Genomic DNA, 22,820 nt, shown 5'->3' with positions numbered 1-22,820 from the left:
ATTCTTAATTGAATGGAATACTTCAAAAAAATATTTGCTCTTGCTGCTAGCACTATCGTCGCAAGACTGCATGAAGCAAATTCAGTGAAGCTTAATCACGATGTGATTGAAGTCAGCTGCTTTGTTCTTTGAAAACTGGATAAAACGACATTGATAAGTAATAAACAAACATAGATCAAGAAATTGATCGTGCAATATCCTTAAAATCTTACTTTTTAAGTAAGTTTAACTTTTGGTTAAGTTAATAAGGGCGCACGGTGGATGCCTTGGCACTAGGAGTCGATGAAGGACGGCACTAACACCGATATGCCTCGGGGAGCTGTAAGTAAGCTTTGATCCGGGGATTTCCGAATGGGGGAACCCACTATCTTTAATCGGATAGTATCTACACGTGAATACATAGCGTGATGAGGACAGACGCAGGGAACTGAAACATCTAAGTACCTGCAGGAACAGAAAGAAAATTCGATTCCCTGAGTAGCGGCGAGCGAAACGGGAAGAGCCCAAACCAAAGAGCTTGCTCTTTGGGGTTGTAGGACACTCTATACGGAGTTACAAAAGATTGGATTAGACGAAGCGACTTGGAAAGGTCCGCGAAACAAGGTAAAAGCCCTGTAGTCAAAAGTTCAGTCCCTCCAGAGTGGATCCTGAGTACGGCGGAACACGTGAAATTCCGTCGGAATCCGGGAGGACCATCTCCCAAGGCTAAATACTACCTAGTGACCGATAGTGAACCAGTACCGTGAGGGAAAGGTGAAAAGCACCCCGGAAGGGGAGTGAAATAGATCCTGAAACCGTGTGCCTACAAGTAGTTAGAGCCCGTTAATGGGTGATAGCGTGCCTTTTGTAGAATGAACCGGCGAGTTACGATTACGTGCGAGGTTAAGTTGATAAGACGGAGCCGCAGCGAAAGCGAGTCTGAATAGGGCGAATTAGTACGTGGTCGTAGACCCGAAACCAGGTGATCTACCCATGTCCAGGATGAAGGTGAGGTAACACTTACTGGAGGTCCGAACCCACGCACGTTGAAAAGTGCGGGGATGAGGTGTGGGTAGCGGAGAAATTCCAATCGAACTTGGAGATAGCTGGTTCTCTCCGAAATAGCTTTAGGGCTAGCCTCGTGATTGAGAATACCGGAGGTAGAGCACTGTTTGGACTAGGGGGCATCTCGCTTTACCGAATTCAGACAAACTCCGAATGCCGGATATTTATACACGGGAGTCAGACTGCGAGTGATAAGATCCGTAGTCAAAAGGGAAACAGCCCAGACCACCAGCTAAGGTCCCAAAGTAATCGTTAAGTGGAAAAGGATGTGGCGTTGCTTAGACAACCAGGATGTTGGCTTAGAAGCAGCCATCATTTAAAGAGTGCGTAATAGCTCACTGGTCGAGTGACGCTGCGCCGAAAATGTATCGGGGCTAAACGATTCACCGAAGCTGTGGATGCATACCATTGGTATGCGTGGTAGGAGAGCGTTCTAAGGGCGTTGAAGTCAGACCGGAAGGACTGGTGGAGCGCTTAGAAGTGAGAATGCCGGTATGAGTAGCGAAACATGGGTGAGAATCCCATGCACCGTATGACTAAGGTTTCCTGAGGAAGGCTCGTCCGCTCAGGGTTAGTCGGGACCTAAGCCGAGGCCGATAGGCGTAGGCGATGGATAACAGGTTGATATTCCTGTACTACCTCCCCACCGTTTGAGAAATGGGGGGACGCAGTAGGGTAGGGTAAGCAGAGCGTTGGTTGTCTCTGTTCAAGCAGTAAGATGTGTGCGTAGGCAAATCCGCGTACTTTAACATTGAGCTGTGATGACGACTCCGTATGGAGGAAGTTCCTGATCTCACACTGCCAAGAAAAGCCTCTATCGAGGTGGGAGGTACCCGTACCGCAAACCGACACAGGTAGTCGAGGAGAGAATCCTAAGGTGTGCGAGAGAACTCTCGTTAAGGAACTCGGCAAAATGACCCCGTAACTTCGGGAGAAGGGGTGCTCTGGTAGGGTGTATAGCCCGAGAGAGCCGCAGTGAATAGGCCCAGGCGACTGTTTAGCAAAAACACAGGTCTCTGCAAAACCGTAAGGTGACGTATAGGGGCTGACGCCTGCCCGGTGCTGGAAGGTTAAGAGGAGTGGTAAGCGCAAGCGAAGCTGCGAATTGAAGCCCCAGTAAACGGCGGCCGTAACTATAACGGTCCTAAGGTAGCGAAATTCCTTGTCGGGTAAGTTCCGACCCGCACGAAAGGCGTAACGATCTGGGCACTGTCTCAACGAGAGACTCGGTGAAATTATAGTACCTGTGAAGATGCAGGTTACCCGCGACAGGACGGAAAGACCCCGTGGAGCTTTACTGTAGCTTGATATTGAATTTTGGTACAACTTGTACAGGATAGGTAGGAGCCAGAGATCTCGGAGCGCCAGCTTCGAAGGAGGCGTCGGTGGGATACTACCCTGGTTGTATTGAACTTCTAACCCATGCCCCTTAGCGGGGTAGGAGACAGTGTCAGGCGGACAGTTTGACTGGGGCGGTCGCCTCCTAAAAGGTAACGGAGGCGCCCAAAGGTTCCCTCAGAATGGTTGGAAATCATTCGTAGAGTGTAAAGGCATAAGGGAGCTTGACTGCGAGACCTACAAGTCGAGCAGGGTCGAAAGACGGGCTTAGTGATCCGGTGGTTCCGCATGGAAGGGCCATCGCTCAACGGATAAAAGCTACCCCGGGGATAACAGGCTTATCTCCCCCAAGAGTCCACATCGACGGGGAGGTTTGGCACCTCGATGTCGGCTCATCGCATCCTGGGGCTGTAGTCGGTCCCAAGGGTTGGGCTGTTCGCCCATTAAAGCGGTACGCGAGCTGGGTTCAGAACGTCGTGAGACAGTTCGGTCCCTATCCGTCGTGGGCGTAGGAAATTTGAGAGGAGCTGTCCTTAGTACGAGAGGACCGGGATGGACACACCGCTGGTGTACCAGTTGTCTTGCCAAAGGCATCGCTGGGTAGCTATGTGTGGACGGGATAAGTGCTGAAAGCATCTAAGCATGAAGCCCCCTCAAGATGAGATTTCCCATTACGCAAGTAAGTAAGACCCCTGAAAGACGATCAGGTAGATAGGTTCGAGGTGGAAGTGTGGCGACACATGTAGCTGACGAATACTAATCGGTCGAGGACTTAACCACATGTTTATGAATATCAATGAAACGTTTATCCAGTTTTGAAAGAACAATCTTTCAATTTAATAAGTGAAGTGATGATGGCAAAGAGGTCACACCTGTTCCCATACCGAACACAGAAGTTAAGCTCTTTAGCGTCGATGGTAGTTGGGGGTTTCCCCCTGTGAGAGTAGAACGTCGCTTCGCACGAATAAAAACCACTGAGTAATCAGTGGTTTTTTTGTGCTTTAATTAAGATTACTATAGAAAATAGTTCTTTAGAAATGGAATAGCTTCAAAATAAATAGTATGTATTTCTTACTGAATAAGGTAAAATGAAGATAAATTTAAACAAAGGTTTGATTGCGTATGGTTGGATTTTTAAAAAAGTTATTTTCATCTAAATCTTTGCTACCTGAACAACAGTATGACGATCGTGGCTTTAATGTATATGGTATTCATAAAAATGGTACGAAATATGATGATCATGGTTATGATGTACGTGGCTTTGGCGAAAATGGCAAAACACGCAATCGGAAATATTATGACGATAATGGGTTCGATGCAAAAGGAATCCATTTAACCGGGAAAAAATATATTGCTGGATATGATTGCTTTGGCTATGATTCATTAGGCTTCAATAAAGAAGGTTGGAATCGAGAAGGATTTTATAAGGACGGCTTTAGTAAAGATAACTATGACAAAGATGGTTTTAACCGAAAAGGAATCAATAAATATGGATTTAATAAAGAGGGTATCCATAAAAATGGTACACGCTTAGATAATAAAGGTTTTAATGTACATGGTTTTAATAAAGACGGTTTGGACCGAGATGGTTATAATCGCGGTGGTTTTAATCAGATGGGTTACAATCGAGCAGGCTTTCATGAAGATGGCTATAATCGGGCGGGGTATGACAAGGATGGGTATAGTCGAGAAGGCTACAACAAAAAGGGCTATAATCGAGAGGGCTTTACTGTTGCGGGAATTGATATAGAAGGTTATGACCAGGCTGGTTTCAATAAGAAAGGCTATGACCGGGAAGGCTTCAATCGAGAGGGCTACGATAAACAAGGCTATAATCGAAATGGCAAAACACAAGAAGGCTTTAACGCACAGGGCTATAATGAACTTGGTTATGACAAGGATGGATATAATAAGCAAGGATTTAATGGAGAAGGCTATAATAGAGAAGGCTATGACCAAAGTGGTTTTAATAAAGAAGGTTATGATAAGGAAGGCTACAACCGATCGGGGTTTGATAGTATAGGCTTAGACAGAGAAGGCTTTAATAGTGATGGCTATGATCGCCAGGGGTATAACCGTGCAGGAGAACGTATACATTGAAGGGGGCGTCCTGAAAGCAATTTCGGGACGCCTCCTTTGTGCTGAGGATGGAGGCTAGCACGATGCTGTTCATGAATGCGTTGTCACATGAAGTGAGGGTTTTAGAATTTGTTCCTATTTCTGACAATCGCAGAAGAACCACCACAGCCGATAATTGACACATGAGTGGAGCACTGTCCAAAAAGAATCACTTTTTGGACAGCTCCTTTTTTATTTGGAAAAAGTAAAACTTTGTTCGTTGGGGGTTTTCCTCATCCCCCAACGAGCATTAACCTTTATCAATCGAGCTTTTAGGGACAGTGGCTCAACCTATTGTCCCTTAATGCGGGATAAAAGTTATACTAAAAAATAAAGAAATTATAAAGTTACCAATTTCCAATTAAATGATTGTTATAGTAATTACAGGAGGCGAACTAAATGGAGCAAATTCTTTTAGTAGAAGATGATCGTGAAATTGCACGAATTATAAAGGATACGTTAACGAAGGAAGGTTATTTTGTGACGTGGGCAACGACAGGTATTGAAGGATTAGAAGATTTTTCTGCCGGCAGCTATTCGTTAGTGCTTGTTGATTGGATGATGCCTGAAATGGATGGGCTGACAATGATTGAGCATATCCGTCTGCAAAGTGACGTACCGATTATTATGATAAGTGCAAAAAGCGAAGATGCTGATAAAGTAGAAGGCTTGCAAGACGCCGACGATTATTTAGCCAAACCGTTTTCGTTAGAAGAGCTAAAGGCTCGTGTTCGATCTCAATTAAGACGTTGGCAACGATACAATAAAGTAAATGTGCAAGAGGAAAAATTACAATTTACACAGGGCTTAATGATGGACCTTAGTAAAGAGCTCGTCTATGTGCACGAAGAGAAAGTAAATTTAACACAAAAGGAATATGCACTGTTAAAAGTATTCGTACAGCATCCATTAGAAGTGTTTACGAAACAGGCACTTTATACGCATGTATGGCAACAGACGGAACTCGATCAAACACATACGGTGACCGTACATATCAAAGCGTTACGCGAAAAATTAAATGATCCAGTTAGAAAACCTTATTTCATTGAAACGGTTTGGGGAAAGGGTTACCGTTTTATCGGTGAGCAACTATGAAAATTAAATCATGGTTATTGTTAACTTATTTGCTTGTCATGCTCATTCCACTTGGTGCATTTTACGGGTTATATGTGTCGATCAATGCCTATTATCAAGACAAAAATGTAGATGAATATTTTAATACATGGTCGCAGGTGACAGAGTTAAAAAAACTATTAAGCAACCAAGCCCTTTATACGAGCCAGCAACGTTTTGAAAAAATTGAAGCATTAACATCCAATCAATTAATGATTACACTGTATAGCCCAAATGGCAAAATTTATTATTCTTCCGATCCGCTGAGCGCATATAGCAATTTTGAAGCGAGAAGTTCATTGTATAAAAACTTGTATGAGCTTAAGCAAAACTATAAAACTTTTGTTTATAAAGAACCTGTATATAAAGATGGTGCAATTAAAGGCGTCTATAAAATTACACTTGCTCGTACGGAGTGGCTGGAGGAAGTAAATTCAAAATCAGCGTTTGTAATTGGGAGCTTAATCATTGTGTTGCTTCTAGTATATAGTGCAGTCGTGTATTTTTTAAATCACCGTTTAAATCGTCCAGTAAAGCAGTTAATTGAACAAATGCGCTTCTTTGCAAAAGGGGAGCCTACTACAACATTGGCTGTTCAAAAAGATGAGTTAGGTGAGCTAACGGATAATTTTCAAATGATGCAACTGGAGATCGTTGCAACACGAGACAAGCTAAATAGTGAGCAGCGTCAAAAGGAATTTATGATTGCCAGTCTTTCGCATGATTTAAAAACGCCGCTAACATCGATTCAAGCCTATACAGAGAGCTTGCTTGCAGGGAAGCTAAGTGAACGGGAACAACAGGAATATTTGCAAATCATTCACGGCAAATCGGATTTTATGAAGCAGTTACTGGATGATTTAATGATGTTTACATTGCTACAGTCGAATACGTATGATATGGAGCTTGTAGAAGTAGATGGTCGTGAATTTTTCGAGATGCTGCTTAGTGATTATGAACAGATTAGTATAGAAAAAGGCTTTAAGGGATTAACGATGATTCAGCTTGAAAATAATTATTTGGTCAATCCGAAACAGCTAATGCGTGTTGTCGACAATGTTGTATCGAATGCTTGGACGTATACCAATATCGGAGGCGATATTGCGATAGCTGCGTTTGAAAGCGAGGTCATTCCGCGTGAATGGAGCCATTTAATCCAATATTTTACGAATGAGGGCTTATATATGGTGATTGAAAATAGTGGGGTGATGCTTACCGAACAGCAGTGTCAGCAAATATTTGAACCACTGCATCAATTAGATGAGTCGCGCAGTAGTGTAGGGCAACGTGGAGCGGGGCTAGGATTAAGCATTGCCAAACAAATTATTGAAAAGCATAACGGAACTATTCAGGCAGTTTCACAATCAAATAAAACCGCCATGATCATATGGCTACCAAAAATCGAGGAGCGAGAACTATGAAAAAAGTGATTTATTCAGCAGCACTCATTTTAACATTATCATTAGCAGCATGTAGCAGCACAGAGGAGCATTCACCTCAAGAAATTTTAAATCAGGCGATGCAAGAAACATCTGAGCTAACTTCGTATTATGCAGAATATAATATTACGATGGAAGATGGAACAGAAGTTCTTTCAAAGCAATGGGCAAAGAACGGCAAAAATCGTGTGGAAATTATTGATTCAACAGGTGAGGAGTCGCTGGCCATTAATGATGGGAAAACATTAACTTCCTATACGAAATCAACAAATACCGCAATGATTATGGATATTTCATCAAATGGTGATGGCTTTGTACAGCTTACATTAAAAGAGCAGGCACTACGCCTATTAGAGCAAGTTCAGGATTCACATGATATTACAATTGGTGAACAAGAAAAAATCGCAGGGCATGAGACTTATCATTTAATTGCGAAGGAGAAAAAGTCCGGCTCGTTATATGGCGATATGGAAATTTGGGTCGATAAAAAGACGTGGATGACCTTAAAATCAGTTACTTCAAGTGAAGACATGGCGATGACAGTAGAGTTCACAAAGTTTGAGCCAAATGCCAAAATTAAAGATGAGCTATTTGTAGCAGATTTACCAGAAGATGCGACCATAGAAATGGTAAAAAATGAGCCACCTGCGCAATTAACAATGGAAGAAGCGACTGAAAAATTAGGTACGTTTTTAATCGTTCCTGAATCGACGGGTTATAAATTAGAAAGTATTGAAGATATGAACATGCCCGATACAGGAGAGATTGCTTTAACCTATACGAAAAATGATGAGCCACAATTTACGTTATCTGTATTTAAACCTATAGAACAAATAGGTGATGAGGAGGATACAATTGAAGTGCGTAAACAACAAGGGACAAAGATGGATTCGGAGTACTTCAAGTTACTGCAATGGGATGAACAAGGTTTACGTTACAATGTCATCTTTGAAAATCCCGATTTAACATTTGAACAAGTGTTAGCAATTACTGAGCAAATGGAATTCACAAAATAAACAACGAGGAGTGCTGAAATAGTACTCCTCTTTTTAATTCCACAAAAATTGTGACAGTTCGTTCACAAATTTAACTCGTTCTATTAGGTAGCATATTGTGTAAAATGTTATAGTTAGAGCGATATTTAAAGTCGGAAGGATGACCAGTTTGACCAAAAAGCAAGTATGGTATGAAGTACAAGAAAGTGAAACAATCGAGCAATGTCTTGACCGAATGAAGGAGGATGGTTATATGCCATTTGGACGTAAAGAAGAACCTGTTTTTGAGGAAGTAAATGGAGAACCGGTATACTTACGTCAAAAAATTCAATTCAAAGGCATATTGTATGAAGAATAATTAGAATAACGATTCAAAACCGAACAATATTGTTTCACTAAAATTTATTGTTCGCATTTTTGCATTGATTTTCTGTGGAAGCCTTGTTAAAATGTGTACAGGAAAAACATTTTATCCCTCATATATGCTAGAGAATATGGCTCTAGTGTCTCTACCCGGCACCGTAAATACCGGACTATGTGGGAAAGCAACTTTTGGTACGATTAATTTAAAGGGTGTGGATCGGGATGCTATCATCTTCATATTCTTTTCTAAAAAGTCCTCAAGTAATCTGCTTTCTCATGCGTAGAGAGTAGTTTATTTGGGGATTTTTTTATTAAGTAAATTACGCCTTAGCGAAATAGTGTACAGATTTTTTAGGAGTGTTCGAAAAAAATCTATCACACCTGCCGAGGAATTATCTACAATCAGTGAGTTTTACTGAATTAGGATAAATAAAGCGAAACGTAAGTGGAGAAGATGTTTAAAGGAGCGAAACTCATGAATCCGAAAATTGGCGTTATTATGGGAAGTTCAAGTGACTGGGAATCAATGAAGCATGCGTGCGACATTTTAGAGGAGCTTGAAGTACCTTATGAAAAGCAGGTTGTCTCTGCGCATCGCACACCTGATTTAATGTTTGAATATGCAGAGAGTGCACGTAGCCGTGGTATCCAAGTGATCATTGCTGGAGCAGGTGGGGCTGCCCACTTACCAGGGATGGTTGCAGCAAAAACGACATTACCGGTTATTGGTGTACCAGTACAATCTCGTGCATTAAATGGCCTTGATTCCCTACTGTCAATCGTACAAATGCCGGGCGGTGTACCAGTAGCAACTGTCGCAATTGGCAAAGCTGGCGCAACAAATGCTGGTTTGCTAGCTGCTCAAATTTTAGGAGCCTTTGATGTAGAACTTGCAGCAAAGCTTGACGCGCGTCGTGAAGCAACAAAAGCACAAGTTTTAGAAAGCACAGGTGACCTAACGTGACAAAAATGATTTATCCTGGACAAACGATCGGCATAATTGGTGGCGGTCAGCTTGGTCGAATGATGGCGGTGGCAGCAAAAGAAGCTGGGTATAAAATTGCTGTTTTAGAGCCAACAATGGATTCACCTTGTGGACAAGTAGCAGACATTCGCATTGTAGCAGCTTATGATGACGAGGCAGCGCTTGAGGAATTAGCAGAAGTAAGTGACGTGATTACCTATGAATTTGAAAATATCGATTACGAAGGCTTAAAGCGTCTTACACAAATTGCCTATGTTCCACAAGGCGCAGAGCTTGTTCGAATTACACAAAATCGTGTAACTGAAAAAGCGATGATTGTTAAGGCTGGTTGCCCGGTAGCACCGTATGTTGTGGCAGATACTTATGAACAGCTTACAGCACAAATTCATGAGATTGGCTACCCATGTATCGTAAAAACGGCGCGCGGAGGCTATGATGGCAAAGGACAACAGCTGTTAAAATCAGAAGATGATTTGTCACTTGCACGAGGTTTATTTGAACATTCACAATGCATTGCAGAAGGCTTTGTACCATTTACGAAAGAAATTTCCGTTATTGTTCAGCGCAATGGACATGGCGAAACATACTGCTTGCCAGTAGGCGAAAACATTCATGTCAATCATATTTTACATGAAACAATTGTACCTGCACGCATCGAAGCTAACACAGCAGTGTTAGCAGAAGAAGCGGCAATGAAAATTGCAGACTACTTACAGCTAGTCGGCACATTAGCAGTAGAAATGTTCGTACTTGAAGATGGTAGCATTGTCATCAACGAATGCGCACCGCGACCACATAACTCTGGTCATTACTCAATTGAGGCGTGCAATATTTCACAATTCACACAGCATATTCGTGCTGTATGTGGATGGCCATTACGTAAACCAAAATTATGGGCACCATCAATCATGGTGAATGTGCTAGGTCAGCATGTTGTATCTTTAACAAACTCTATTTCGAAATATCCAGATTGGTCCGTACACCTTTACGGTAAATCAGAAGCAAAAGTTAATCGTAAAATGGGTCATGTAACAATCATGACAAAAGATTTAAATACGACATTAAAACAAATCAAGGAATCTGGTATTTGGCCAGAGTAGAAGGAGCATAAAAATATGATTGAACGTTATACTCGTCCCGAAATGGGCGCAATTTGGACTGAAGAAAATAAATATCGAGCTTGGCTTGAAGTAGAAATTTTAGCTTGTGAAGCTTGGGCTGAAATTGGCGAAATTCCAAAAGAAGATGTTATTAAATTACGTGCGAATGCCGACTTCGATATCAATCGAATTTATGAAATCGAAAAGGAAACGCGTCATGACGTAGTTGCGTTCACTCGCGCTGTCTCTGAAACACCTGCACTTGGTGAAGAACGTAAATGGGTACATTACGGCTTAACTTCTACAGATGTAGTAGATACAGCATTATCTTACTTAATTAAACAAGCGAATGACATCCTTCGCAAAGATTTAACAAAATTTTTAGCTATCATTAAGAACAAAGCACAAGAACATAAAAATACCGTTTGCATGGGTCGTACACATGGTGTGCATGCAGAGCCAACAACATTTGGTTTAAAGCTTGCTCTTTGGTACGAAGAAATGAAGCGTAATATTGAGCGCTTCGAAGCGGCGGCAAAAGTGATTGAAACAGGTAAAATGAGTGGCGCAGTTGGTACATATGCCAATATCGATCCTCGAGTTGAAGCGTATGTATGTGAGCATCTTGGCTTAGCTGCTGCACCAATTTCAACACAAACATTACAACGTGACCGCCATGCACAGTACTTCTCGACACTTGCGTTAATTGCCACTTCCATTGAAAAGTTTGCAACAGAAGTGCGCGGATTACAGAAGTCTGAAACACGTGAAGTAGAAGAAGGCTTTGCAAAAGGTCAAAAAGGTTCTTCGGCAATGCCGCATAAACGTAACCCAATCGGCTCTGAAAATATGACAGGTATGGCACGCTTAATGCGCGGCTATATGCTAACTGCTTTCGAGAACGTGTCACTTTGGCATGAACGTGATATTTCACACTCATCAGCAGAACGTGTCATTATTCCAGATGCAACGATTACATTAAACTACATGTTAAATCGTTTCGGCAGCATTATCGAAAACTTATCAGTATTCCCTGAAAATATGAAACGCAATATGGAGCGTACATTTGGTTTAATTTACTCTCAACGTATCCTACTTGCATTAATTGATAAAGGTTTAGTTCGTGAAGAAGCGTATGATACGGTTCAACCGTTAACAGCACGTGCATGGGATGAGCAAACACAGTTCCGTCCATTAGTAGAAGCTAGCGAAAAGATTACTTCATATCTTTCTCCTGAAGAAATCAACGAATGCTTCGATTACAACTATCACATTCAAAATGTCGATTTCATTTTCGAACGTTTAGGACTTAACTAATCAACTATTAATTTTTTGGAGGAATACGTCATGGAAAAAGGTCAACTTTTGTACGAAGGTAAAGCAAAACGATTATACACAACACAGGATGAAGAAATTCTATTTGTTGAATATAAAGATAGTGCTACAGCATTTAACGGCGAGAAAAAAGCTGAAATTGCTGGTAAAGGAAATTTAAATAACCAAATCACGACTTTAATTTTCGAAAAACTACAAGAAAAAGGAATTGCGTCACATTTCGTGAAACGCCTTTCAGATAACGAACAGCTTGTACGTAAAGTCGAAATTATTCCAATTGAAGTAGTAACACGCAATATCGCTGCGGGAAGTTTAGCAAAGCGTCTAGGCTTTGAAGAAGGGACAAGCTTAAAGCGCACAATCGTTGAGTTATATTACAAAGACGATGCTTTAGGTGATCCACTTATTACAACGGAGCATATCGATGTGTTAGGTATTGCAACACCAAAGGAAGTACAAGATTTATACGACAAAGCTCTGCAAGTAAATGAAGTGCTACGTCCAATCTTTTCTGCAGTTGGTGTGACATTAGTCGACTTTAAATTAGAATTTGGTCGTGACAAGGATGGCAATGTACTTCTTGCCGATGAAATTTCTCCTGACACTTGTCGTTTATGGGACTCTGAAACAAATCAAAAGCTTGATAAAGACGTATTCCGCCGTGATCTTGGCAGTATTACTGAAGTATACGAAATTATTTTACAAAAACTTGGAGGCAAATAAGTCATGAAGAAAGTTAAAATTTACGTAACATTAAAAGAAAGTATTTTAGACCCACAAGGTTCAGCTGTTCAAGGTTCATTAGAAAAAATCGGTTATGGTGAAGTTAAAGATGTTCGTATTGGAAAATATTTAGAAGTGGAAATCGGTGATACTGCTCGTGATGTAGATGCAATCGTAAAAGAAATGTGCGAAAAAGTATTAACTAACACGGTAATCGAGAAATATCGTTACGAAATCGAGGAGGCATAATACTATGAAATTTGCAGTACTCGTTTTCCCAGGGTCTAACTGTGACGTCGACATGTATCATGCGATTAAAGACGAATTAGGTGAAGAAGTAGAATACGTTTGGCACACGGAAAGTTCTTTAGAAGGCTTTGACGGTGCATTAGTTCCAGGTGGTTTCTCATATGGTGACTACTTACGTTGTGGCGCAATGGCGAACCAATCAAACGTAATGAAAGCTTTAAAAGATTTCGCAGCAGCAGGCAAGCCAGTATTAGGCGTATGTAACGGATTTCAAATTTTAACAGAAGCGAATCTTTTACCTGGCGCGTTAATCCGCAACAAAAACTTGAAATTCATGTGTCGCACTGTGCAATTAAAAGTTGAAAACAACGACACATTGTTCACAAACCAGTACGAAGCTGGCGAAGTAATCAATATTCCAATCGCACACGGTGAAGGAAACTACTACTGTGACGAGGAAACATTAGCAGAGCTTAAGGCGAATAACCAAATCGCATTCACATATGAAGGTGAAAATCCAAACGGTTCTTTAGCGGATATTGCTGGAATCATTAACAAAGAAGGTAACGTACTTGGTATGATGCCTCACCCAGAGCGTGCAGCGAACGAAATCGTTGGCGGTGCTGACGGTGTTAAATTATTCAAATCAATTGTTAAGCAGTGGAGGGAACAACATGTCAACAACTAAATTCGAGCCATCACCAGAACAAATTAAAGAGCGACGTCTTTATGCGGACATGGGTATGACAGATGCAGAGTTTGATTTAGCGATTGAAAAATTAGGTCGTATTCCAAACTGGACAGAAACAGGCCTATTTTCAGTAATGTGGTCTGAACACTGCTCATACAAAAAATCGAAGCCAGTATTACGCAAATTCCCAACAAAAGGTCCTCAAGTATTACAAGGTCCTGGTGAAGGTGCTGGTATCGTTGACATTGGTGACGAGCAAGCGGTTGTATTCAAAATGGAATCACATAACCACCCGTCTGCAATTGAGCCATACCAAGGTGCAGCAACAGGTGTAGGCGGTATTATCCGTGACGTATTCTCTATGGGTGCACGTCCAATAGCGATGCTGAACTCTTTACGTTTCGGTGAGTTAAAATCAGCGCGCGGTAAATACTTATTTGAAGAAGTTGTTGCGGGTATCGCTGGTTATGGTAACTGTATCGGGATTCCAACTGTAGGTGGAGAAATTCAGTTCGACCCATGCTACGAAGGAAATCCACTTGTAAACGCGATGTGTGTTGGTTTAATCGACCATAAAGACATTCAAAAAGGTGTTGCAGCAGGTGTAGGTAACACAGTGATGTATGTTGGTGCAAAAACAGGTCGTGACGGTATTCACGGTGCAACATTCTCTTCTGAAGAATTAACGGAAGATACAGAAGAAAGTCGCTCAGCTGTACAAGTTGGTGACCCATTCATGGAAAAACTTCTCCTTGAAGCTTGTTTAGAGGTTGTAAAATCAGACGCGCTAGTAGGTATTCAAGATATGGGTGCGGCTGGTTTAACTTCATCTTCAGCAGAGATGGCTTCAAAAGCTGGTACAGGAGTAGAAATGAATTTAGACTTAGTACCGCAACGTGAAACAAACATGACAGCTTACGAAATGATGTTATCTGAATCACAAGAACGTATGTTAATCGTTGTAAAAGCAGGTCGTGAAGAAGAAATTAAAGCGATTTTCGATAAATATGACTTAGATGCAGTAGCGGTAGGTCGTGTAACAGAAGATAAAATGCTTCGTTTATTACATGGCGGTGAAGTGGTAGCAGAAGTACCAGCAGATGCACTTGCTGAGGATGCACCAGTTTACATTATGCCTGAAGCAGAGCCAGCTTACTTTGCTGAGTTCCAAGCGATGGAAAACGCCGAACCACTAGTAACAGATTACAAAGCTACGTTAACTTCACTATTAAAAGCGCCAACAGTTGCTTCTAAAGAGTGGGTTTACGATCAATATGACTATCAAGTACGCACAAACACAGTAGTAGCACCAGGTTCTGACGCTGCTGTATTACGTGTACGTGGCACAAATAAAGGATTAGCGATGACAACAGACTGTAACTCTCGCTATATCTATTTAGATCCAACAACGGGTGGAAAAATCGCAGTTGCTGAAGCAGCACGTAACATCGTATGTTCAGGTGGACAACCACTTGCGATTACAGACTGCTTAAACTTCGGTAACCCGGAAAAACCAGAGATCTTCTGGCAAATTCAAAAATCAGCTGACGGTATCGCGGAAGCATGTTTAGCATTAGATGCACCAGTAATTGGTGGTAACGTATCGATGTACAACGAACGTTCAGGTGAAGCGGTTTATCCAACACCAACAATCGGTATGGTTGGTTTAGTAACAGATTTAAAACATGTAACAACACAAGAAGTAAAAGCTGCTGGTGATGTAGTGTACGTAATTGGTGAAACAACTACTGAATTTGGTGGCTCTGAATTACAAAAATTAATCGATGGTAATATTTCTGGTAAAGCACCAGCAATCGATTTAACAGTCGAAGCAGCTCGTCAACAAGCTATTTTAGCAGCGATTCGTGCAGGACTTGTACAATCTGCACATGACGTTTCTGAAGGCGGTGTTGCCGTAGCACTAGCAGAAAAAACATTTGCTGCAAAAGGCTTAGGTATTGAAGCAACATTAACTGGCTCAGCAACAACGGCTTTATTTGCTGAATCACAATCACGTTTTGTGTTAACAGTTAAAGCAGAAAATGTAGAAGCATTTGAAGCAATTGTAATAGATGTACAAAAAATCGGTACAGTAACAGAAGACGCAAAACTAACAATTAACGGTGAAACTGGCGTACTTGTTGACGGTACTGTGGAGGAATTCCGTTCTGCTTGGAAAGGAGCAATCCCATGCTTGCTGAAATCAGAGGCTTAAATGAAGAATGTGGCGTGTTTGGCATTTGGGGTAACCAAGATGCAGCCCAATTAAGTTATTATGGCTTACACGCATTGCAACATCGTGGACAAGAAGGAGCTGGTATCGTCACAACAGACGGGAATCAGTTTAGTGCTGTACGCGGTGAAGGGCTTGTAAATGAAGTATTTAATGAAGAAAAATTACGAAAAGCAACAGGTCATGCTGCAATCGCCCATGCACGATACGCAACTGCAGGTGGGAAGGGACTAGAAAATGTTCAACCACTGTTATTCCGTTCATCTACAGGCTCGTTAGCAATTGCGCATAACGGAAACTTAGTGAACGCGAATCATTTAAAGCAATTTTTAGAGCGCTCTGGTAGTTTGTTTAATTCTACTTCTGATACGGAAGTAGTCGTGCATTTAATTAAAAAATCAAAGCAATCTCCATTCCGTTCAAAAGTAAAAGAAGCGTTATCGTTATTAAAGGGTGCTTTCTCAATTATTATTTTAACGAAAAATCAAATGATTGTTGCACGTGACCGTAATGGTTTACGCCCGCTTTCGTTAGGGAAACTTGGTGAGGCATACGTAGTTGCTTCTGAAACTTGTGCATTTGATTTAATCGGTGCAGAATTTGTTCGAGATATAGAGCCTGGGGAACTGTTAGTCATTTCTGATAAAGGTATTGAAGTAGATAGCTTTGTAGAAAAAGATAAACGTACAATGTGTGCGATGGAATATGTGTATTTAGCACGTCCAGATTCGAATATCGACAATGTCAACGTTCATATGGCACGTAAACGTATGGGAAAAGAGCTTGCACGTGAATGCGCACATATTGAAGCAGATGTTGTGACAGGCGTTCCAGATTCATCGATTTCTGCAGCGATTGGTTTCTCAGAGGAAAGTGGGATTCCGTATGAGCTTGGTTTAATTAAAAACCGTTATGTTGGTCGTACATTTATCCAGCCAACGCAAGAATTACGTGAACGTGGTGTGAAAATGAAGCTTTCGCCAGTTGTTCAAGTAGTAAAAGGAAAACGCGTTGTAATGGTAGACGATTCAATCGTACGCGGTACAACTTCAAAACGAATTGTTCGTATGTTAAAAGATGCAGGCGCAGCAGAAGTACATGTTGTAATTTCTTCTCCGCCAATGACAGATCCGTGTTTTTATGGAATCGATACATCGACACATGAAGAGTTAATTGCCTCAAGCCATAATGTTGAAGAAATTCGTGAAGCAATTGGAGCAGATACGTTAACATTCTTATCAGTTGAAGGAATGGTAAAAGCAACAAATCGCCCATTTGAAGACGAAAATGGTGGGCTTTGCTTAGCGTGCTTTACAGGGAAATATCCAACAGAAATTTTCCCAGACACAGTATTACCACATGAAAAAGACTGTTAAAAGGTAAGTGAGGAGTGCATTCTTTCGCTTATGCGAGGGGTGCACTTCTCATTATTTGGTGGATATGAAAGTATAACTTTTTCAAGGAAATCCACATAAGTAAAGACATCATTTCGCGCTATTTGGCGCGAAATGTGTTTTTCTAAAGGAGGAGCAAGTACATTATGTCAAAAGCATATGAACAAGCAGGCGTTAATATTGAAGCAGGTTATGAAGCAGTAAAACGTATGAAATCACACGTTGAGCGCACAAATCGTTTAGGTGTGATGGGCACATTCGGCGGCTTTGGCGGTATGTTTGATTTATCTGCACTGAACTTAAAAGAACCAGTTCTTATTTCAGGTACAGACGGTGTTGGGACAAAGTTAAAGCTAGCATTCATGGTCGATAAGCACGATACAATCGGTGTAGACTGTGTCGCAATGTGTGTTAACGATATCGTTGCACAAGGCGCGGAACCACTTTATTTCCTTGATTATGTAGCGGTTGGAAAAGCAGAACCTGCAAAAATCGAGCAAATTGTTAAAGGTGTAGCAGATGGCTGTGTGCAATCTGGTGCAGCATTAATTGGTGGCGAAACAGCGGAAATGCCAGGTCTTTATGAAGAAGATGAGTACGATTTAGCTGGCTTTGCGGTAGGAGCTTGTGAGAAAGCAGACATTATTACTGGTGAAAATATCGCAGAAGGTGACGTATTAGTTGGTCTTGCATCAAGCGGCGTACACTCAAACGGTTATTCGTTAGTACGTAAAATCGTATTTGCAGACAATGATTATGCGGTAGATGCTGTAGTAGAAGGCTATGAAGATTTAGGTCCGATTGGTGAAGCGTTATTAGTACCGACAAAGTTATATGCAAAGCCTGTTTTAGCAGCTCTTAAAGCGGCAGATGTTCATGGCTGTGCGCACGTAACTGGTGGTGGCTTCTATGAAAACTTACCACGAATGATGCCAGAAGGATTAGCAACTGAAATCGATTTAGGTACTTGGCCAGTATTACGCATTTTTGAATTTTTAAAAGACAAAGGCCAATTAGCAGATAAAGACCTTTACAATGTATTTAACATGGGGATTGGTTTTGTCATGGCTGTACCATCAAGTGAAGTAGAAAAAGTAATCTCAGCAGCAGAAGCAAATGGTGAAAAAGCATACACTATTGGGCGCGTTGTAAAAGGTGAAGGTGTAATATTCAAAGGCGAGCATGATGGGAGCCTAGTGTAATGACAACGAAAATTGCAGTGTTTGCTTCGGGAAGTGGTTCAAACTTCCAAGCAATTCAAGAAGCAATTGCGCACGGCGAATTAAATGCCAATATCGAGCTTGTTATTACAGATAAGCCAGGTGCATTTGTTGTCACACGTGCAAATAATTTCGGCATTCCAGTAGTGGAGCTAGCGCCGAAAACGTATGAAAACAAAGCGGCCTATGAAGCAAAAATCATTGAGTACCTGAAAGAAAAAGATGTTGAGTGGATTGTATTAGCGGGCTATATGCGCTTAGTTGGAGAGACTTTATTAGCGGCTTACGAAAACCACATCATAAACATTCACCCATCTTTGCTTCCATCATTTCCAGGTAAAGATGCCATTGGTCAAGCAATGGCGCATGGTGTTAAAGTAACCGGTGTAACAGTACATTATGTCGATGCCGGGATGGATACAGGAACAATTATCGCACAAGGCGCAGTTGACGTAATTGAAGGTGACCGTGAAGGAACAGAAACACGTGTTCACACATTAGAACATGCACTTTATACGAATACATTAAAGCAGTTATTTGAACAATAATTTCCGCCTAAGTCGCTCCATGAGAGGGCTTGCGCTTACCGGATATGAAAACAATAAAATTGGGGGACCTAGTCGTGACGAAACGTGCACTTATTAGTGTTTCAGATAAAAATGGAATTTTAGAATTTGCAAAAGAATTAGTAGCACTTGGCTATGAAGTACTTTCTACAGGTGGAACAAAAAAATTATTACAAGACAACAACGTACCCGTAACAGCGGTTGACGAAGTAACAAAATTTCCAGAAATCTTAGATGGCCGTGTAAAAACATTAAATCCAATGATTCATGGTGGTCTATTAGGGAAATTTGATGAGCCCTCACACGTTGCACAAATGGAGCAGCACGGTATTGAGCCTATCGAAATCGTATGTGTAAACCTTTACCCATTCGTAGAAACAATTTCAAAACCAAACGTATCTTGGGATGACGCAATCGAAAACATCGATATCGGTGGTCCAACAATGCTACGTTCAGCAGCTAAAAACCATGATTATGTAACAGTAATCGTGGATAGCACAGACTACGCTACTGTTTTAGAAGAATTAAAAGCAGATGGTAAAACTACATTAGAAACACGCCGTCGATTAGCAGCAAAGGTATTCCGTCATACTGCGGCTTATGATTCGTATATTTCAAACCATTTAACAAGTGCGATTGGTGAAGAGTTCCCAGAAAACTTAACATTAACGTATGAGTTAAAACAAACATTGCGCTACGGTGAAAACCCTCACCAAAAAGCAGCGTTCTACGCAAAACGTTTAGGCTCGGACTTCTCGATTGCCTATGCAACGCAATTACACGGTAAAGAGTTATCGTACAACAATATTCAAGATGCAAATGCAGCGCTTCAAATCGTAAAAGAATTCGAAATGCCAGCAGCCGTAGCGGTAAAGCATATGAATCCTTGTGGTGTAGGTACAGGTGTAACAATTGAAGAAGCATTCGATAAAGCATACGAAGCAGATTCAACTTCAATTTTTGGTGGCATTATTGCACTAAACATGGAAGTGGATAAAGCGACTGCAGAAAAATTATCAGGCATTTTCTTAGAAATTATCATTGCGCCAAGCTTTACAGCAGAAGCATTAGAAATTTTACAAGCGAAGAAAAACATTCGCCTATTAACAATCGACTTTGCACAAGCGAAACAAGACGAGTTCAACGTTGTATCAGTTGAAGGTGGTCTACTTGTTCAAGAGCCAGACCGTTTTGGCTTTGGGAATGCAGACATTAAAGTTGTAACAGATCGCGAACCAACAGAAGAAGAGTGGGAAGCGTTACAACTTGGCTGGGCAGTTGTAAAACATGTAAAATCAAATGCAATCGTTGTAACAGACAAGCAAATGACGTTAGGTGTTGGCGCTGGTCAGATGAATCGTGTAGGTGCGGCAAAAATCGCATTCGAACAAGCGGGCGAAAAAGCAAAAGGCGCAGCACTTGCATCGGATGCATTCTTCCCAATGGCGGATACTGTAGAAGCAGCAATTGCAGCAGGTATTACAGCAATTATCCAACCAGGTGGCTCAATTAAAGATCAAGATTCAATTGATGCTGCAAACAAAGCAGGTATTACAATGGTGTTCACAGGTGTTCGTCACTTTAAACACTAATTTGTGAAGTATGCACAAAACTTGATATCTGAAGTAAATTTAGTGGCGAAATTTTTACTATAGCTTTATAATAGAATAATGTTTCGCTAATGTTCTGGCCGGACGTTAGCAGAAGCGTTTGCAAATGCATTATTTATTCTTCTTTCTGGCCGGAAGAGGGATAAATAAGACGATGTAGCGATTCTTGGCCGGGTCCTCATCGGAAAAATATAATTATTAACTTGCATCAACTTTGGCCGGGGGATGCACCGTTGATAACAAATGATCATTGATTGTAATAAGCACAGTGCTACTTTTGGTCGGGTAGCGCAGTGTCAACGACCATTAATGAAAAACGCTCGCCTAATTTTTGGCGGGCGTTTTTTTATTACCAATTTTTCATTAGAAGGAGAGCTCATATATGAACATTCTTGTAATCGGTAGTGGCGGTCGCGAGCATGCAATCGCTAAACAATTTAACAACGCACCATCAGTAGAAAAAGTTTTTGTCGCACCAGGTAATGACGGTATGAAGCAAGACGCAGAAATCGTAGCAATCGATGCATTAGATTTCGCAAAATTAGCTGACTTTGCAAAGGAAAATAAAGTAGCTTTAACATTCGTTGGTCCTGAACAACCATTAGCGGAAGGCATTGTTGATTACTTCAATGAGCAAGGCTTAGTTATATTCGGTCCAACAAAAGCAGCAGCACAAATTGAAGGCTCGAAATCCTATGCAAAGGAAATTATGAACAAGTACGGCATTCCGACGGCTGCGCATGAAACTTTTACAGAAGCAGACAAGGCAGTTGCCTATATTAAAGAACAAGGTGCGCCAATCGTTATTAAGGCAGATGGTTTAGCTGCTGGTAAAGGCGTAATCGTGGCAATGACAGAGCAAGAAGCAATTGAAGCGGTTGAAGATATGATTGGTAATCAACGCTTTGGTGATTCTTCATCTCGCGTCGTAATTGAGGAATTCCTTGATGGTGAGGAGTTCAGCTTTATGTCATTTGTACATAAAGGTCAAATTTATCCGATGGTTATCGCACAGGATCATAAGCGAGCGTATGACGGTGATAAAGGACCAAATACGGGCGGTATGGGTGCGTATTCACCAGTACCACAAATTTCAGAAGACATTGTAAAAGTTGCGTATGACACAATCGTTGAGCCAACCGTAAAAGCAATGGAAGCTGAAGGGGTATCGTTTACAGGAATTCTATATGCCGGCTTAATTTTAACTTCAAAAGGTCCAAAGGTAATTGAATTCAACGCACGCTTCGGCGACCCTGAAACGCAAGTAGTATTACCACGTATGGCATCGGATTTCGGTGAATTTATGATGAGCTTAATGACAGAAAAGCCATTTGCTTTAAAGTGGAAGGAAGAAGCGATGCTTGGTGTTGTTGTAGCAGCAGAAGGGTATCCTGGAGATGTTGTGAAAGGAAATAAATTGCCAGAGTTGACTGATTTGGGATTACCGGTATATCACGCAGGTACAAAGCTAGTCGATGGTCAATATGTAGGAAATGGCGGACGAGTGCTATTAGTAGCAGCGGAAGCAGCAAATTTAAAAGAAGCCCAAGAGAAAGTATATGCAGAGCTTGCAAAAAAAGAATGGACTAGCTTCTTCTTCCGTAGCGACATTGGCTGGAGAACTTTTAAATAATTTAAGAGGGGCGATACGTAAAAAGTATCGCCCTTTTATTAGTATCTAATATTGAGTGAATTTACTAACAGAAAATGGATTAAGTGCAATCTACTTATTTTGGGAGGGCTACGGCATGACAGCGTTATGGCCACGTGGTACGTGTCCATACTACTGTCTTTAATGCCGCATGCAAGGCCCACCAAATTAAAATGTTACGTTTTAGTAAAGGTAAAAGAGTCCAATGTTGCCGCTTGCGCTATCGCGAGGCGGCGGTGCTGAATAAAATATTGCTCTGTATTAATATTGAAACTTTGGTTAAAGGTTAGCTACACTAATAAAATTAGCTACTTTTATTGCGTCAAAAATAAAATCATTATTAGAAAAATTTTTACTTTATTTCAATAACAGAGCTAGATTCACATTTTATTCAAGTTCTTTGTAATAGAAACCAATTTTAACTTTATAGTAGAGTGCCGCGAAGTGAAGGGGGCGACTCCTAGAGGATTAAGCGTGCGCGGAAAATCCACTTGTATGTGCCACCGTAAGAGGCACATACAAGTTAGTTGTAGCCACGCCCTCAGGAAAGCGTCCCCCGTAGCGTAGCAGAACGGATTATATTAGATAAATGTACTTTATTCCAAATTTTGTATTAGGGAATACTCATCATGAGTAGTATCTAATAATAAATA

17 protein-coding genes, 2 rRNA genes and 1 riboswitch are annotated in these 22,820 nt (G+C 41.2%); all 19 genes read left to right on the top strand.

From position 1 onward, the window contains the following. The first annotated feature begins 234 nt into the window (after window positions 1–234). A 23S ribosomal RNA gene (locus O7776_RS17920) occupies window positions 235–3,162 on the top strand. Between the two features lie 64 nt (window positions 3,163–3,226). Further along, a 5S ribosomal RNA gene (gene rrf, locus O7776_RS17915) occupies window positions 3,227–3,342 on the top strand. Window positions 3,343–3,504: 162 nt separating this feature from the next. Further along, window positions 3,505–4,482: a hypothetical protein gene (locus tag O7776_RS17910; protein ID WP_274308290.1), complete on the top strand. Its 978-nt coding sequence runs from the start codon at window positions 3,505–3,507 to the stop codon at window positions 4,480–4,482. A 417-nt stretch (window positions 4,483–4,899) separates the two neighbouring features. Beyond that, entirely contained in the window at window positions 4,900–5,595 is a 696-nt protein-coding gene (locus O7776_RS17905) for a response regulator transcription factor (RefSeq protein ID WP_241370228.1), read from the top strand. Continuing rightward, on the top strand, window positions 5,592–7,034 hold the full coding sequence (locus O7776_RS17900) for a sensor histidine kinase (protein ID WP_274308289.1): 1,443 nt from the start codon (window positions 5,592–5,594) through the stop codon (window positions 7,032–7,034). The genes O7776_RS17905 and O7776_RS17900 overlap by 4 nt, the downstream gene beginning before the upstream one ends. Further along, complete coding sequence (locus O7776_RS17895; RefSeq protein ID WP_274308288.1) at window positions 7,031–8,068, top strand: LolA family protein; 1,038 nt, start codon at window positions 7,031–7,033, stop codon at window positions 8,066–8,068. The genes O7776_RS17900 and O7776_RS17895 overlap by 4 nt, the downstream gene beginning before the upstream one ends. 148 nt (window positions 8,069–8,216) lie before the next feature. Continuing rightward, window positions 8,217–8,405, top strand: a complete 189-nt coding sequence (locus O7776_RS17890) for an NETI motif-containing protein (protein ID WP_241370231.1) — start codon at window positions 8,217–8,219, stop codon at window positions 8,403–8,405. Window positions 8,406–8,503: 98 nt separating this feature from the next. Beyond that, window positions 8,504–8,603, top strand: a riboswitch (purine riboswitch). A 282-nt stretch (window positions 8,604–8,885) separates the two neighbouring features. Then, window positions 8,886–9,374, top strand: coding sequence for a 5-(carboxyamino)imidazole ribonucleotide mutase (gene purE, locus O7776_RS17885; RefSeq protein ID WP_274308287.1), 489 nt, complete (start codon window positions 8,886–8,888; stop codon window positions 9,372–9,374). Then, window positions 9,371–10,495 (top strand): 5-(carboxyamino)imidazole ribonucleotide synthase, encoded by a 1,125-nt coding sequence (gene purK / locus O7776_RS17880; protein WP_274308286.1) that lies wholly within the window; start codon window positions 9,371–9,373, stop codon window positions 10,493–10,495. The genes purE and purK overlap by 4 nt, the downstream gene beginning before the upstream one ends. Before the next feature lie 15 nt (window positions 10,496–10,510). After that, window positions 10,511–11,812 (top strand): adenylosuccinate lyase, encoded by a 1,302-nt coding sequence (gene purB, locus O7776_RS17875; protein WP_274308285.1) that lies wholly within the window; start codon window positions 10,511–10,513, stop codon window positions 11,810–11,812. A 30-nt stretch (window positions 11,813–11,842) separates the two neighbouring features. Next, entirely contained in the window at window positions 11,843–12,553 is a 711-nt protein-coding gene (gene purC, locus O7776_RS17870; protein ID WP_274308284.1) for a phosphoribosylaminoimidazolesuccinocarboxamide synthase, read from the top strand. Between the two features lie 3 nt (window positions 12,554–12,556). Then, the gene (gene purS / locus O7776_RS17865) at window positions 12,557–12,802 is read left to right on the top strand and encodes a phosphoribosylformylglycinamidine synthase subunit PurS (protein ID WP_274308283.1); all 246 of its coding nucleotides are present in this window, start codon (window positions 12,557–12,559) and stop codon (window positions 12,800–12,802) included. Window positions 12,803–12,806: 4 nt separating this feature from the next. Then, complete coding sequence (gene purQ, locus O7776_RS17860; RefSeq protein ID WP_274308282.1) at window positions 12,807–13,490, top strand: phosphoribosylformylglycinamidine synthase subunit PurQ; 684 nt, start codon at window positions 12,807–12,809, stop codon at window positions 13,488–13,490. Beyond that, window positions 13,477–15,708, top strand: coding sequence for a phosphoribosylformylglycinamidine synthase subunit PurL (gene purL, locus O7776_RS17855; protein ID WP_274308281.1), 2,232 nt, complete (start codon window positions 13,477–13,479; stop codon window positions 15,706–15,708). The genes purQ and purL overlap by 14 nt, the downstream gene beginning before the upstream one ends. Beyond that, the gene (gene purF, locus O7776_RS17850; RefSeq protein WP_274308280.1) at window positions 15,684–17,102 is read left to right on the top strand and encodes an amidophosphoribosyltransferase; all 1,419 of its coding nucleotides are present in this window, start codon (window positions 15,684–15,686) and stop codon (window positions 17,100–17,102) included. Before purL ends, purF begins: the two co-directional genes overlap by 25 nt. 164 nt (window positions 17,103–17,266) lie before the next feature. Next, a complete protein-coding gene (gene purM, locus O7776_RS17845; protein ID WP_274308279.1) occupies window positions 17,267–18,322 on the top strand; it encodes a phosphoribosylformylglycinamidine cyclo-ligase in 1,056 nt (351 codons plus the stop codon). After that, entirely contained in the window at window positions 18,322–18,888 is a 567-nt protein-coding gene (purN, locus tag O7776_RS17840; RefSeq protein WP_274308278.1) for a phosphoribosylglycinamide formyltransferase, read from the top strand. The genes purM and purN overlap by 1 nt, the downstream gene beginning before the upstream one ends. A gap of 74 nt (window positions 18,889–18,962) precedes the next feature. Continuing rightward, on the top strand, window positions 18,963–20,498 hold the full coding sequence (gene purH, locus O7776_RS17835; protein ID WP_274308277.1) for a bifunctional phosphoribosylaminoimidazolecarboxamide formyltransferase/IMP cyclohydrolase: 1,536 nt from the start codon (window positions 18,963–18,965) through the stop codon (window positions 20,496–20,498). A gap of 400 nt (window positions 20,499–20,898) precedes the next feature. Further along, window positions 20,899–22,149, top strand: coding sequence for a phosphoribosylamine--glycine ligase (purD, locus tag O7776_RS17830; RefSeq protein WP_274308276.1), 1,251 nt, complete (start codon window positions 20,899–20,901; stop codon window positions 22,147–22,149). Window positions 22,150–22,820: the final 671 nt, after the last annotated feature.

It is taken from the genome of Solibacillus daqui, assembly GCF_028747805.1.
Lineage (GTDB): Bacteria > Bacillota > Bacilli > Bacillales_A > Planococcaceae > Solibacillus > Solibacillus daqui.
Note: the sequence above shows the minus strand (reverse complement) of the source record. Positions and strands in the feature narration are given on the sequence as shown.